We start from the raw sequence: 14128 nt of genomic DNA, 5'->3' as shown, positions 1-14128 counted from the left end.
CGCCCTCTGCAAAAGAGAACAGCCTAACCACTGGCCGGATTTTACTCCGCCGCACTCGGCGTTATGCCGGCGCTCCTGTGGCCTGGTTTGTCACCGCCGTGCACAAGAAACCCTCGCCGAGAAGGTGTCTGTCGACTACTACTCCTCTGGACGCGAGGCTCCCGTCACGATGTTGGGAACCGAGTTCGTGGAGCGTCGCAAGGGCGCCGTGGATAGCCTCTCGAAGCAGCATAGCTTCTCGAACCTCATGCTGTCGCGAGCGGGCGACGGCATCGGCGGGCGTTGCAACTACGTCATCCTGCGCTTTGCCGAGGGCGCGTCCGGGGGCAAAGACTTCTATCACTCCTGTGGGTCCTACGAGTTCCGGTTCTCGCCTGCCGAGGGTTCGTGGAGGATCGCGTCGATCACTCAAAGAACGTTGTGGAGCTGGGGCAACCGTCACCTCCATGGCGGCTCCCGTAAAAGCCAGACGGCGCTCGGTGCATAGCCCCACGCACGCCGGCGGCTCGTTACCACCAATGGACGTGTCTGCCGTCACGGAGGGTACGCGATAAAATCGGTTATAGATCGATTACTCCAGACATTGCGAAACTGAAGTCGGCATCTCGCCTCGCCCATGACGGCGAGATGTGGCCCCTACGAAACGCCGAACCAGTGCTGATCGAAATCTTATTTTCCGCGGAGGCGGCGCTCGTCTAGGCCTAATGCCAAGGATCTCAGGCGCGTTCGGAAGGTCGTCGCCCTGCAAAGGAAAGCGGATCATGGCAGTAGAGAAGATCGATACGCTGGTTATCGGCGCCGGGCAGGCCGGCGTGGCGATGAGTGAGCATTTGATGAAGGCGGGTGTCTCCCATCTAGTTCTCGAGAAGGGCCGGGTCGCAGAGCGCTGGCGTTCCGGTCGCTGGGATTCGCTCGTCGCCAACGGCCCCGCTTGGCATGACCGGTTTCCGGGGCTGGAGTTCGGCGAGGCCGATCCCGACGCCTTCATCCCGAAGGAACAGGTCGCGGACTATTTCGCTGCCTATGCGCAGAAATTTAACGCCCCGATCCGTTGCGGCGTTGCCGTGACGAGGGTCTGGAGGCTCGAAGGGCAGCTGGGGTTCGCGGTTGAAACCTCGCAGAGCACCATCCATGCCGAGAACGTCGTCGTCGCCACGGGCCCGTTCCAATGCGCGACAATACCGGCACTCGTGCCCGCCGGCGCGGATGTGACGCAGATCCATTCCAGCGACTACCGCAACCCCGGACAATTGCCCGAGGGTGCGGTTCTCGTCGTTGGCGCAGGGTCATCGGGTGTCCAGATCGCCGACGAACTCTCGCGCACCGGCCGGAATGTCTATCTGTCGGTCGGCCCTCACGATCGTCCGCCGCGTGCCTATCGGGGTCGTGACTTCGTCTGGTGGCTGGGGGTCCTCGGCAAATGGGATATTCAGGCCAAGGCCCCCGGCACCGAGCACGTCACCATCGCGGTGAGCGGGGCCCGCGGCGGCGAGACGATCGACTTCCGTCGCCTTGCATCGAACGGAATTACGCTGGTGGGGCGGACGCAGGCCTATCTCGACGGCACGCTGAGCTTCGCACCCGACCTTGCCGACAATATCGCAAAGGGTGATGCCAACTATCTTTCCCTGCTCGACGAGGCTGATGCCTTCGTCGCCCGCAATGGCCTCGATCTCCCAGAGGAGCCTGAAGCCCGCCGCTTCATGGCCGATCCCGCCTGTGTAACGACTCCAATCCTGACGCTGGACTTAAAGCGGGCAGGAATTTCGACGATCATTTGGGCGACCGGTTTCACCTCGGACTATTCCTGGCTCGACGTCGACGCCTTCGACCCGTCCGGGCGGCCAAGCCACCAGCGCGGCGTTTCCTCGGAGCCAGGCATCTACTATCTCGGTCTCCCTTGGCTCTCGGGACGCGGTTCCAGCTTCATCTGGGGTGTCTGGCACGACGCCAAGTACCTCGCTGGCCACATCGTCACGCGGCGTCAATATATGAGTTATCGACCGGCTAGCGGCCGTCTCGAAGCGCTGCCCGCACGCACGGCTAGCTAACCGCGTGAACCCAGCGTTTCGGCGAGATTCGCTGGTTATTCCCAACCCATCCCCGATGGAGGCCCCAGTGGCGCACACGAGAATCCGCAAGTTCAACACCAAGGATACCTATCCCGAGCAGGAGCTCGACAACGATCTGTGCCAGACCGTGATTGCCAAAGGATCGATGGTCTTCGTGCGCGGCCAGATCGGCCAGGACCTCGACACGTCCAAGAGCGTGGCCATTGGCGACGTGGCCGGCCAGACCGAACAGGCCATGGCCAACATCAAGATGCTGCTCAGCGAGGCCGGCGCGAAACTCGAGCACATTTGCAAGATCACGATCTATATCGTTGATCCACGCTACCGCGAACAGGTCTACCGGGTCGTCGGAAAGTGGCTCAAGGGGGTCCATCCGGTTTCGACGGGAATCGTCGTCTCGGCTTTAGCCCGGCCCGAATGGCTCGTAGAGGTCGATGCCATCGCCGTCATCCCGGACGATGCGTCGTGACGTTCTCGATCGTCGCCCGGTGCGCTGAGACGGGCATGTTCGGCGTAGCCGTCTCGTCGTCCTCGCCTGCGGTTGCCGCTCGGTGCGCGCATGCGCGCGCCGGGGTCGGTGCCGTGGCCAGCCAGAATGTGACCGATCCTGCGCTGGCCATTCGAGCGCTCGACCTGATGGCGCTGGGGTCGGAGGCCGGCCAGGCCATCGACGTCCTGCGGGCTTCGGCACCGCACATGGAGTTTCGTCAGGTCCTGGCTGTCGATGCCAAGGGAAGGACGGCGATCCATTCAGGTCCTCGCGCCCTTGGCGTCTGGGCCGAGGCGAGGGGTGTCGATGTCGCCTGTGGCGGTAATCTGCTGGCAAATGCGGACGTGCCGAGGCGCATGGTGGAGGCGTTCGAAGCATCCAGCGGTCATCTTGGCGATCGCCTTGTGACCGTCATGCAAGCGGCCGTGGGTGCCGGAGGCGAGGCAGGACCAATCCGGTCGGCTGGCTTGAAGCTGGTCGATAAGGTGTCCTGGCCGGTCGCCGACCTGCGCGTCGACTGGAGCGAGACATGTCCGGTGGTCGGATTGGCTGAGCTGTGGAGCATCTACAAGCCTCAGCTCGCCGCTTATGTCACCCGGGCGATCGACCCGTCAGATGCGCCGAGCTACGGCGTTCCGGGCGACGAGTAGGCGTGCGCTGCAGAGAGGGGGCTGGGGGATACCCTTCCTCGGCGTCCCAGAGCCGCAACGGACGGCCGGGAGGCACAAGCCTCTGTGCCGCAAGGACGGACAAGGCGAAGTGCTTGAAATTGGCGGTCCATTCTTTTGCTGAGAGGCCTTCCACGTTCGCTGAGGAACCGGCGTCTTCGCGGCTCAAAGCTCGTCGTAGCCGACGATCACAACTGCCGTGGAGCCGAAGCGGGCGGGGTCCTTGCCGCCCCACGCCAGCGGTGTCGCGCGTCCCTGATTCCACCGCGTACCTGCCCCATGTCAAACCCAGGGAACGACGCGCCATCACCGCCGTGCGGAAGAGCAGCCCGTATTAATAGTGGACTACCGTCAGCCGAGAACGGATAGTGAGAGTTTCTCGCGAGGTATCTCTGGAATGCGCTTCACTTTGAGACAACTGGAGTATTTCGTTGCCGCAGGCGAAACTGGCAGCATCACCCAGGCGTCGGAGCGCATCAACATCTCGCAGCCGTCGGTCTCCACGGCCATCTCGCAGCTCGAGCAGGAACTGGACGTCCAGCTCTTCATCCGTCATCATGCCCAGGGCTTATCTCTCACCTCTGCGGGGAGAACGATGCTCGTCGAGGCCAAGCGGCTCGTGCAACAGGCTGAGGCCCTTTACGGCGTCGCATCGGGAACCAGTGAAGAGATACGCGGGCAGCTTAGCATCGGAAGCCTGACACCACTCGCGCCGATGGTCCTTCCCGAACTCGCGCTCTCCTTCACCGCCGCCTACCCCGGCGTCGTGATCCGGCTCCATGCGGACAACCAGGAGATGCTTCTCAACGGCCTGCGTCGGGCGACGATCGACATCGCTCTGACATACGATCTCCAGATTTCCGGCGATATCGAGTTCACGCCGCTCGTGGACCTGCCGGTGCACGCGCTGGTCGGCGAAACACACGCGCTCGCCGGGCGCTCAGCGGTGACGTTGCAGGAATTGGCGCAGCAGCCGATGATCCTTCTGGACCTGCCTCTGTCGAGCGAATACTTTTTGTCGCTGTTCATGAAGGACGAGCTTCAGCCCACCATCGCCTATCGGCTGCTGCAGCCGGACATGATCCGCACGATGGTTGCCAACGGCTTCGGCTACACGCTTGCCAATGTCACCCCACGGTCGGACACCGCGCTCGACGGGCGTCGCGTCGTGCGCCTGCGTTTGTCGGGCGAACATCGGCCGATGACGATGGGTCTCACCACCCTCAAGTCGCTTCGCCGGACGCGTCTTTTCGATGCCTTTGCTGCCCATGCCCGTGCCTTCATCTCGGACGCCTACATCCCCGGCATGGTTGCACCCAATATGGCGCTGAAGCGCCGCCCGGCCCAGAGCATGCCCGATTTGGCCGGTTAGCTATGTCTGAGCGGAGGTGGCAGGCGGGCCGTTTCCGACCGGGTGCCTTGCTATGTAACGCTGATCGCCGGCGCGCGCATGGTGACGATCCTCGTGGAATGCCGATGATGTGCAGCGGCCAGAAAATGACTAGGCCGCGCGTCTTCAGATCAAACGGCAAGGCCGTGCGAAGGCTGGACCAGCGGCTGAATCTCCAGTCCGATGGATTCTATCATCTCGCCGTGCCTGAAGACCTTCAAAGATGCATGCGCTACAGATTTCCCGTAGAGACCTGATCAGAAGGAGGATATTCAACCTGAAACGAGGGAGAGTGAACAAACGTGTTGTAGGAATATGCCAATATAATATGCTCTCGGTGTCGTAAGTCTAAAATTTAGAGAGGTAACGAAATATAATAGAATTTACTGAATTGTAGATTTACTACAACAAAATTTACCAAAATATCCATACAAGATGGCCTTAGGTAGAGAAATGGACCTTATCTTTGACCGTTATCGGCTGATCTTGAATGAAATTTAACTCAAAAAATTACAACGGAAGAATGATTACTGCGACTTTGACGAGAATATTGAAGTAAACGTTGGAAGATGGTGATCCACAGCCCTTTAAAGTTTGCCTTTATTGGCGAATGGCAGAGAGATTTTTGTCGTCAGCCGCATAGGCATTTTCGTCCCACTGCCTCGGAAAAATTGAATGTTTAAACCGGGTCGCTTCCTGCACATTCGATCGTAGAATGCACTGGGCAGGCATGATGCCCTGCCCACCGATTGCGAAATGCCAGGCGGCCGTCGCCTCAGTTAGGAGCTTGCATGCTGTCGTCCGCGTCCGATTCCCTCGTGACCTTTTCGGGTATCGACAAGACCTATGACGGCAAGACGCTGGTCGCGCAGGATCTCAATTTCGAGATCCGCGAGGGCGAGTTCCTGTCGCTTCTCGGCCCTTCGGGCTCCGGCAAGACGACGACGCTGATGATGTTGGCGGGCTTTGAGGCGCCGAGCAGCGGTACGATCCTGCTTGGCGGGAAGCGGCTGAACGAAACGCCCCCGCATCGCCGCGGCATCGGGATGGTGTTCCAAAACTACGCGCTGTTCCCAAGCATGACGGTCGCGGAGAACATCGCCTTCCCGTTGTCGGTGCGCAAGGTTTCAAAATCTGAGCAGCGGGACCGCGTCGAGCGCGCTCTCGCGATGATCGAGCTTCCGCATCTGGCCGACCGCCGTCCGGCGCAACTGTCCGGCGGCCAGCAACAGCGCGTGGCGCTGGCGCGGGCGCTGGTTTTCGAGCCAAAGCTCGTGCTGATGGACGAGCCGCTCGGCGCGCTAGACAAGAACCTGCGTGAGTCCATGCAGTACGAGATCAAGCGTCTGCACGAGCGGCTCGGCGTTACGGTGGTTTACGTCACCCACGACCAGTCCGAAGCGTTGACCATGTCTGACCGCGTCGCCGTATTTCACCACGGCTGCATTCAGCAGATCGCCAGCCCGAAGGAACTCTACGAGAACCCCTCCAACGCCTTCGTTGCCAATTTCATTGGTGAGAACAACGGGCTGGTAGGCCAGGTCACGGCCTGTGACAACGGCTACGCGACACTGTTGCTCACGCCGCAAATCTCCATTGAGGGGCGTGCTGGTGCCGGCATTGCGTCCGGCGGCGTCGCGGTTCTGGCGCTCCGGCCGGAAAACGTAACGTTCGATGCCGACGCCTCAGGAAACGTCAACCGCCTCGCGGGCGTGATCGACGAGGTCATCTACTGTGGCGACCACTGGCGGCTGCATCTTACCGTCGCCGATTGGCCAGGCTTCATCGTCAAGGCGCCGAATAGGCGGACGATGGCCCCGCCAGAGCCCGGCCGAACGGCCGTGCTCTCCTGGGGTAGGGACGACTGCAGCGTCGTTGCGGACGACACGGCCGGAAATCTGAACTGAACAACCCCAAGGAGGAAGACAAAATGCGCCAAAGTCTCACATCGGCAAGCCGGTCCCTGCTCGTTGCGACAAGCTTCCTTGCTCTGGCGCTGCCCGCGTCGGCTGCTGAGAATATGACGATCGTCACCTTTGGCGGCGCCTTCGAGAGCGCGGTGGACGAGGCGTTCCTTGGACCCTTCTCCAAGGAAAACGACGTCACCGTCGTCCGCGAGCAGTATGACGGCGGCCTTGCCAAGCTGCGCGGCATGGTCGAGGCCGGGAACACGACCTGGGATCTCATCGACCTCGAATCAAACGATGCCATCACCGGCTGCGACGAAGGGCTGCTGCAGAAGCTCGATACCAAGCTTCTCGGCGACACGTCCGACTTCATCGAGGGCGCGGTTCTGCCCTGCGCCGTCGCGTCGATGGTCTGGTCGACCATCTATGCCTACGACACCTCCCGCCTCACGACTGCGCCGACGACGATCGGGGACTTTTTTGACACGGCGAAGTTCCCCGGCAAGCGCGGCGTTCGAAAGAGCCCGAAAGCGGCTCTGGAATGGGCGCTGATCGCCGATGGTGTGCCGGTCGCCGAGGTCTACGACTTGCTGGGAACGCCGGAGGGTGTCGACCGGGCCTTCGCGAAGCTGTCGACCATCAAGAACGACATCGTCTGGTGGGAAGCCGGTTCGCAGGCGCCGCAACTGCTCGCCGACGGCGCGGTGACCATGACCATGGCCTATAACGGCCGCATCCGCACCGCCCAGCTCGACGATAAGCGTCCCTTCGAGGTGGTCTGGGACGGCCAGGTGTACGACTACGAATGGTGGGGCATTCCGACGGGCGCCAAGAACGAGGCTGTGGCCGCGAAGTTCATCGAATACGCGTCGAGCCCGGACAACATCTGGAAGCTCTCGAACTATATCCCCTATGCGCCCCCGCGCAGTTCCGCCACTGACAAGGTCGCCAAGGACGTGATCCCGCACCTGCCGACGGCGCCCGAGAACTTCAAGAACGCCCTGCAGGTCAACTCCGAGTTCTGGGCCGACAACCTCGACAGCATCAACAACCGCTTCCTGAACTGGCTCGGACAGTGATTCCGGCCGGGCGGCCGGCGTATCGGCCGCCCGGCGCTCCCGCGCGCATCGGATGGATGGTGCGTGGCAAGCGCGCCCATCGTACACTGTCTGGATTGCCAACGTGAGTATGAGCACTATGGAGCGGACTTCGCTCGTTCCCGCCGGGAGCCGCACGATCGATTCGTCCGTTGGTTTCCGCGCCGCCCGGCGGCGCGAGGCGCTGCGGGCCTTCATGCTCGCGGTGCCCCTTCTCATCTTCCTCGCCGCCGCGTTCATCTACCCGATATGCAAGCTCCTCCTGTCGAGCGTGCGCAGCGAGGAGGTATCGAGAGCTCTGCCGAACGCCGCCCTGCTTCTGCGCGAATGGCCCGGCCCGCCGGCATTGCCGTCGCCGCAGGTCTTCGAGGCCCTGGCGGCCGACCTGCAGACGGCGCAAGGGGAAGGCTCTCTCGCCGCTGCCGCGCGCCGCCTCAACAACTACGAGCCCGGCTTTCGCACGCTTCTCATGAAGACCGTGCGCCAACTACCTTCGGCAAGCGGGCTGCCCCCGGCCGAGGACCTGCCGCGGATCGACCGGCGCTGGGGCGAGGTGGAAACCTGGCGCCTCCTGAAACGCGCCGCGTCCCCATTAACACCCGACTTCCTGCTCACCGCGATCGATCGCAAGGTCGGCCCGGATGGAGCGGTCGCGCCGGTCGAGGTTTCGCAGAAGGTCTATATCAGCGCCTTCCTGCGCACCTTCGCGATCAGCGGAGGCGTGACGCTGCTCTGCCTGATCCTCGGCTATCCGGTCGCCTACCTGCTTGCGACGCTGCCGGCGCGGCAGAGCAACCTGCTGATGATCTTCGTTATCGTCCCTTTCTGGACCTCGCTTCTCGTGCGCACGACCGCCTGGTACGTGCTTCTGCAGCCGAACGGCGTCGTCAACTCGCTGCTGGTCGGCAGCGGCATCGTCGCTGAGCCGGTCGCGCTGATGTTCAACCGCACGGGCGTTTTGATCGGCATGACGCACGTCCTCCTGCCGTTCATGATCCTGGCGAACTATGCAGTGATGCGCGGCATCCCGCCGGTCTACGGACGTGCGGCGATCTCGCTCGGCGCCCATCCCGCGGTCGCCTTCCTGCGCGTCTACGTTCCCCAGACCATGCCGGGCATCGGAACAGGAATGTTCCTCGTCTTCGTGCTGGCGCTCGGCTACTACATCACGCCGGCCCTCCTTGGCGGCGCGGGCGACGAGATGGTGAGCCAGATCATCGCCCTTCAGATGGAACGACAACTCAACTGGGGACTCGCGGGCGCACTGTCGGTCTATCTCGCGGCCTTCACCCTCGTCGTCTACATCGTCTTTAACCGTCTTGTCGGCATCGATCGCCTCCGCCTCGGCTGAGCGCTGACCGATCAAGCCCGCGCAGTATCAGGACCGCTGTCCATGAGCCTCGAAACATCGGAACTTGCCTCCGAGCGTATCGCCCGACGCTTCGTCAGATTCTTCTCCGCAGCCGTTCTGTTCTTTCTCGTGGCGCCAGTGCTGACGGTGGTGCCGTTGTCCTTCAACCAAAGCACCTACTTCTCCTACCCGATGACGGGCGTGACGCTTGGCTGGTATGAGGCGATCGTGTTGTCCCCGGAATGGCGGACGGCGATTGCGAACAGCTTCGTGATCGGGATATGCGCGACGGGGATCGCGACGGTGCTCGGCACACTGGCTGCGATCGGCATCAGCCGCCCCAGCTTCCCGTTCCGCGGGGTGATCGTTCCGATCCTGATCGCGCCGATGATCATTCCGATCGTCATCGTCGCCGTCAGCCTTTATCTCGTGTTTGCTCCGCTCCACCTGGTCAACACCCATATCGGGGTGATCCTCGCCCATGCCACGCTCGGCGCTCCCTTCGTGGTGATCATCGTCACGGCACGGCTGATGGCCTTCGACACCAATCTGTCGCGCGCGGCCACCAGCCTCGGCGCCACGCCCCTGACCGCCTTCCGGCGCGTGATGCTGCCGCAGATCCTGCCCGGCGTCGCCACCGGCGGCATCTTCGCCTTCGCAACATCGTTCGACGAGGTCGTGGTGATCCTGTTCATTGGCGGCACCGAGCAGCGCACGATCCCGCGTCAGATGTGGTCGGGCATCCGCGACCAGATCAACCCAACCATCCTGGCGATGGCGGGATTTCTGACGATCTTCGCGGTTCTTCTGTTTCTCCTTATCGGCTGGCTGCAGAACCGGAATGCTCCGGCCCGCTAGGAACGGCTACGGCGATTTGAGGGAACAGGGTGGCATCGGCGGCGCGGCGGCATCCGCGCCATCGGGCCTTCGCTTGACATAAGACGGATCGTCTATCGAAATGCCACCGTGGGCCGTCTGTCCGGCTGGCCGAGCGGCTTGTCCTCGACGGTTGTCCAAGGCTTGCTCGGGTAAGGCGATCCTTCCCGGCCGGCCAGCGACAAGGCGCAGGGGCAAGCGGTTGCGGTCCGGCTCCAGGACGGACATGGGATGGCCCCGGCAGGAGCGAAATGACAGGCTCTAAAGCTCGCTTAGACCCGTGCCGGCAGGAGCGAAAGAAGCGGAAAGGCGGCGTCGGCGACCTCCAGCCGACCGGGGTTGACCCCCGCGGCCAGGAATCGACGCCCCGTCATGTAGCCCGCCGGGTCGTTGATCGCATCCACCGCCAGCAGTGACTCGCCCCGGAAATACCAGATCGAGCGCGCACCCTCGCGCTTGCCCGGCCGCTCCACGACGGAGTCGTGGCCGTGCCCTAGGCCGACGATCTGCAGTTTGGTGTCGTATTGGTCCGACCAGAACCACGGGACGGGAGCGTAGGCCGGCTCTTCGCCCAGAAGGCTCGCTGCGGCGGCTTCGCCCTGGTCGCCGGCGTTCTGCACCGATTCGAGGCGCACCTGGCGGCCGCCCAACGCAAAACTCGCGCAGTCCCCTGCCGCCAGGATGTTCGGATCGGTGGTCCGACACGCGCCGTCGATTACGATGCCGTTGGCCGTATCGAGTCCAGCGGCCTCGGCGATCTCGGCACTTGCGATGCCCCCGATGCCGGCGACGACGAGGTCGACATCGTGCTCCGAGCCGTCGGAGAGGATTGCGCGCCGCACCCGGTTCTCGCTCCCGCCGCCGACCAATCCAATGAGGTTCGTCGCTTCGCGAATCTCGACGCCTCGAGAGCTGTGCAGGGCCCGAAAATATCCGGCCGTGGCAGCGGAGGCCACCCGGCCGAGCACGCTAGGACCGGCCTCCACCAACAACACGGAAAGGCCGCGCTTCCTTGCAGCGGCCGCGACTTCCAGCCCGATGTAGCCGCCGCCCACGACGAGGATCCGCCGGCCGGGCAGAAGCTCGGCCCGCAGGTTCGCCGCATCGGCGAGCGAGCGAAGCGTATGGACGCCCGCCAGTTCGCCCCCGATCTCCGCATCGAGGCGCCGCGCGCGGCTTCCGGTGCAGAGAACGAGTTGATCGTAGGCCAGCCGTTCCCCATCGCAGAGCACGAGCCGCCCGTCGCGGCGGGCGATCTCCTCGACACGGCGGCCAAGCCGCAGCCCGACACCCTCGTACCACTGCGCCGGGCGGATCAGCAGGCTGTCGGCGGGTGTTTCGTCGCCGAGCAACGCGGCCTTGGAAAGCGGGGGGCGCTGGTAGGGAAGGTGCTCTTCCTCGCCGACGAGCATGATCGGGCGCGAGGCGTCCTTCGCGCGCAGGGCCGCGATGCACGAAGCGGCGGCTTGACCGCCTCCGACGATGACGACGCAACCGTCGCCCGTCACGACGCCACCGGCACGTCGAGGATGAGGCCCTCCAGATCGTCGCGCGCCTGGAGCTGGCAACTCAGCCGGCTCGTCGGCATGCGCTGGCCCTCGACCATGTCCAGCATCTCGTCCTCCATGACGCCCGCCGGTCCGACCCGTTCGGCCCATGCGGCATCGGGGACGACATGACAGGTGGCGCAGGCGAGCGCGCCACCGCAGTCGCCGTATATGCCGTCGATGCCGGCGGCGACCGCGGCCCGCATCAGGTTGGCCCCCGGATCGACTTCGATGCTGGTCTTGGAGCCGTTGGCGTCACGCCAGGTGATGATCGGCATGGGTATACTCGTTATTTCTCATCGGAGCGACCGCACAGGCCGGCCGGCGAGGAAGATGCGGGGGCCGGGTTCATCCGGCGACAAGGGACAGGGAATGCGGCTCCCGCGCTGCCGGATCGGCCGCCGGCAACTGGCGTCCGAGGTAGCGATAGAAGTCCCAGATCGTGCCCTCGTAGTCGCGCGGCGCCAGTTGTCCGGAAGGGGCGTGGCGCGACGACAGGGCGCGCTGCATCTTCTCCAGCTTCTCGCGATCTTCGCGATTGACTTCGTGCCAGAGCGCGATCCGTGCTTCGAGTTCGTCCTGGGTCAGTTCGTCGCCATAGGTCGACATCGTCCACCGTAGCCGAATGCGGTCTACCGCGATGGGCTGGATCGAGATCGATACCAGAAGCGTCGCGGCCTGGCTGGCGATCTGCGCCGGAAACAAGCAGAAGAGGGTGGAGCGCCGCCGCTCTTCCTCGGTGAGACCGGGCGCTCCGACGCCGCGGGACTGCGCGGTGTCCGGGTAGTTCGCGCAGTAGGACGTGAAAGCGTCGTCCGACATCGACTTCCGACTAAGACCGGTCGGCGTATAAGGGTGCAGGGTTTCCGGATGCACCACGGAGAGGTGGTAGGCCTCCATGAAGTTCTCGACCAGGCACTTCCAGTTGGTCTGCCACTCCTCCTCGAACGTGCGCACGATGCGCATTTCCGACGGCTGATAGTTGCCGAGGAGGTTCTCGATCTGGCCCAGGCGAGGCGTCAGCGGTTGCGCGTCGGAATCGAGATTGGCGTAGATGAAACCGTTCCACACCTCGCTGCGGAACACCGGCAGGCTGCAGTTCTTGTCCGTGACGCCCTTGTCGCGCATCCGGGGCGCGTTGACCAACCGGCCGTCGCGGCCGTAGCTCCACGCGTGGTAGGAACAGACGAAGCGGCGCGTGGAGCCCGTACCCTCGGCGAGCGGCATCCCACGATGCCGGCAGAGGTTCGACAGGACCCGGATTGCACCGCTGTCATCGTGCACCACAAGCAGCGGCTCGTCGAAGAGGCGCGTCGTGAAATAATCGCCCGGCCTCGGCACCTCGTCCGACCGGCCGAGGCAATGCCATTCCTTGGAAAGGAAGGTTTCTACTTCGTGGCGGAAATAATCGGGATCCGTGTAGAACCGGCCCGGCAGGCACTGGGCCCCGTGTTCGGGTAGCGCCGCGACCCCTCGCAGCGTCTCGTTCAGGGACTCTATCTTGTGAAGCGTTTCGGCCGACACGGTCCTACTCCGCAGCGAGGGCGAAGGACCGGTCGAGACCGGACGTGCGTTCGGCGATGTATTGCATGAAATCGTAGATCGGGCGTTCCAGGTAGGACAGGTGACCAGCCTTCGCCGTGTCCGCGCTGAGACCTTTGAAGACCTTCTCGGTGCATCCGCGATCTTCGACGTTGACCTCGTCCAGAAGGGTCTTCAGCGTCGCCACGTATTCCTCGGCGCGTGGATCGGCCATGAACTCCGGCGACAGGCCACCGCCGAAGACCATCGCCACCCGGCCCGTACCCTTCGGATGAAGCGACAGGTACCAGAAGTATCCAGGTGTCAGCGTGACGAGGTGGCTTGGATAAATGGCGAGCAGGGCCGTGGTCTTGCGCCAGCGCCCCTCGAGGCGCGTGTTGGACGGGTGCGCGTTGCCGATCGCCAGCGAGGCTTCCTTCGTGATCCAGTGGTAGTTGAAGGCGGCAAGGCCCGGCGGGCACTCCATCTCATCCAGCTTCGAATGGCCCCCCACCGTCGCGGCGTGACAAACCGGCAGGTGGTAGCTTTCCATGAAATTCTCGGCGAGCACCTTCCAGTTGGTGTCCCACACATGCGTTTCACGGAAACACTCGACGTAATTCTCCATCTCGTACTGGGCGATCATGGATTCCAGCGGACGAAGGGCCGTGGCGACGCTTTCGCGCTCGTTGTCGAGCGTGACGTAGATCCAGCCGAGCCATTCCTCGCACCGGATCGAGGGCAATGCGTAGTCCTCCTTGCAGAAGCCGGTGGTCTGGGTCATGAACGGCGCGCCCCGCAGGCGCCCATCCAGCCCGTAGGTCCAGGCATGATAGGGGCAGACAATTGCCCGCGTGTTGCCTGCGCCTTCGAGGAGGGTCGACATGCGATGCAGACAGACATTGGAGAAGGCGCGCAGTTGGCCCTCCTTGTCGCGAAGCACCACGATGGGCTGGCCGGCAAGCTCGTAGGTCAGGTAGTCGCCGGGATTGGCGAGCCCGTTTGAGCGGCCGACGCAGATCCATTCCTTGGAAAAGATAGTCTCGATCTCGCGATCCAGGAAATCCGACCGCGTGTAGACGCTCGGCGGCATGGCGCGGGCGTCCTCGAACGGTCGGCTGGCAGCCTCGACAAGTTCGTTCACGGGCTGGATCGACGACATGGCGGCATCCTTGTCTTACAGTGAGGGACAGGGTCGGACCGGATCGT

Annotated in this window: 13 protein-coding genes; 9 read left to right on the top strand and 4 right to left on the bottom strand. The window is 63.4% G+C overall.

What is annotated here, in order from left to right:
* The 9 genes from IEX88_RS13150 to IEX88_RS13110 all read left to right on the top strand — a co-directional run.
* The coding region (locus tag IEX88_RS13150; RefSeq protein ID WP_244640137.1) for a nuclear transport factor 2 family protein at positions 1-487 on the top strand (487 nt) is incomplete at its 5' end.
* Positions 488-761: 274 nt separating this feature from the next.
* Positions 762-2051 (top strand): flavin-containing monooxygenase, encoded by a 1290-nt coding sequence (locus tag IEX88_RS13145; protein ID WP_188851280.1) that lies wholly within the window; start codon positions 762-764, stop codon positions 2049-2051.
* A 67-nt stretch (positions 2052-2118) separates the two neighbouring features.
* Positions 2119-2541, top strand: coding sequence for a RidA family protein (locus IEX88_RS13140; RefSeq protein WP_210319275.1), 423 nt, complete (start codon positions 2119-2121; stop codon positions 2539-2541).
* The gene (locus IEX88_RS13135) at positions 2538-3212 is read left to right on the top strand and encodes a DUF1028 domain-containing protein (RefSeq protein WP_188851278.1); all 675 of its coding nucleotides are present in this window, start codon (positions 2538-2540) and stop codon (positions 3210-3212) included. The genes IEX88_RS13140 and IEX88_RS13135 overlap by 4 nt, the downstream gene beginning before the upstream one ends.
* Before the next feature lie 415 nt (positions 3213-3627).
* On the top strand, positions 3628-4602 hold the full coding sequence (locus IEX88_RS13130; RefSeq protein WP_188851276.1) for a LysR family transcriptional regulator: 975 nt from the start codon (positions 3628-3630) through the stop codon (positions 4600-4602).
* 809 nt (positions 4603-5411) lie between these two features.
* Positions 5412-6527 carry an ABC transporter ATP-binding protein gene (locus IEX88_RS13125; RefSeq protein ID WP_188851274.1) on the top strand — a complete coding sequence of 372 codons (1116 nt, stop codon included), beginning with the start codon at positions 5412-5414 and terminating at the stop codon, positions 6525-6527.
* 113 nt (positions 6528-6640) lie between these two features.
* The gene (locus IEX88_RS13120; protein WP_244640134.1) at positions 6641-7606 is read left to right on the top strand and encodes an ABC transporter substrate-binding protein; all 966 of its coding nucleotides are present in this window, start codon (positions 6641-6643) and stop codon (positions 7604-7606) included.
* Between the two features lie 109 nt (positions 7607-7715).
* On the top strand, positions 7716-8975 hold the full coding sequence (locus IEX88_RS13115; RefSeq protein ID WP_244640158.1) for an ABC transporter permease: 1260 nt from the start codon (positions 7716-7718) through the stop codon (positions 8973-8975).
* Positions 8976-9017: 42 nt separating this feature from the next.
* Positions 9018-9833 carry an ABC transporter permease gene (locus IEX88_RS13110; protein ID WP_188851270.1) on the top strand — a complete coding sequence of 272 codons (816 nt, stop codon included), beginning with the start codon at positions 9018-9020 and terminating at the stop codon, positions 9831-9833.
* A 290-nt stretch (positions 9834-10123) separates the two neighbouring features.
* Here IEX88_RS13110 and IEX88_RS13105 read toward each other — a convergent pair whose 3' ends face one another.
* The 4 genes from IEX88_RS13105 to IEX88_RS13090 form a co-directional block, all read right to left on the bottom strand.
* Positions 10124-11359: an NAD(P)/FAD-dependent oxidoreductase gene (locus IEX88_RS13105; RefSeq protein WP_188851268.1), complete on the bottom strand. Its 1236-nt coding sequence runs from the start codon at positions 11357-11359 to the stop codon at positions 10124-10126.
* Entirely contained in the window at positions 11356-11676 is a 321-nt protein-coding gene (locus IEX88_RS13100; protein WP_188851266.1) for a 2Fe-2S iron-sulfur cluster-binding protein, read from the bottom strand. Before IEX88_RS13100 ends, IEX88_RS13105 begins: the two co-directional genes overlap by 4 nt.
* Positions 11677-11746: 70 nt before the next feature.
* Positions 11747-12922 carry an aromatic ring-hydroxylating oxygenase subunit alpha gene (locus tag IEX88_RS13095; protein ID WP_210319273.1) on the bottom strand — a complete coding sequence of 392 codons (1176 nt, stop codon included), beginning with the start codon at positions 12920-12922 and terminating at the stop codon, positions 11747-11749.
* Positions 12923-12926: 4 nt separating this feature from the next.
* Positions 12927-14081: an aromatic ring-hydroxylating oxygenase subunit alpha gene (locus IEX88_RS13090; RefSeq protein ID WP_188851264.1), complete on the bottom strand. Its 1155-nt coding sequence runs from the start codon at positions 14079-14081 to the stop codon at positions 12927-12929.
* Between the last annotated feature and the right edge of the window lie 47 nt (positions 14082-14128).

Source organism: Aureimonas glaciei (genome assembly GCF_014643375.1).
In the GTDB taxonomy this organism is placed as follows: Bacteria; Pseudomonadota; Alphaproteobacteria; order Rhizobiales; family Rhizobiaceae; genus Plantimonas; species Plantimonas glaciei.
The sequence above is the reverse complement of the archived record's forward strand: the minus strand, read 5'-3'. Positions and strand labels throughout refer to the sequence as shown.

Bases quoted from the DNA above. Each gene is read 5' to 3' on its own strand.
- IEX88_RS13145 (WP_188851280.1), top strand. From the start codon at position 762: ATGGCAGTAGAGAAGATCGATACGCTGGTTATCGGCGCCGGGCAGGCC.
- IEX88_RS13115 (WP_244640158.1), top strand. From the start codon at position 7,716: ATGAGCACTATGGAGCGGACTTCGCTCGTTCCCGCCGGGAGCCGCACG.
- IEX88_RS13100 (WP_188851266.1), bottom strand. From the start codon at position 11,676: ATGCCGATCATCACCTGGCGTGACGCCAACGGCTCCAAGACCAGCATC.
- IEX88_RS13090 (WP_188851264.1), bottom strand. From the start codon at position 14,081: ATGTCGTCGATCCAGCCCGTGAACGAACTTGTCGAGGCTGCCAGCCGA.
- IEX88_RS13130 (WP_188851276.1), top strand. From the start codon at position 3,628: ATGCGCTTCACTTTGAGACAACTGGAGTATTTCGTTGCCGCAGGCGAA.
- IEX88_RS13125 (WP_188851274.1), top strand. From the start codon at position 5,412: ATGCTGTCGTCCGCGTCCGATTCCCTCGTGACCTTTTCGGGTATCGAC.
- IEX88_RS13110 (WP_188851270.1), top strand. From the start codon at position 9,018: ATGAGCCTCGAAACATCGGAACTTGCCTCCGAGCGTATCGCCCGACGC.
- IEX88_RS13120 (WP_244640134.1), top strand. From the start codon at position 6,641: ATGACGATCGTCACCTTTGGCGGCGCCTTCGAGAGCGCGGTGGACGAG.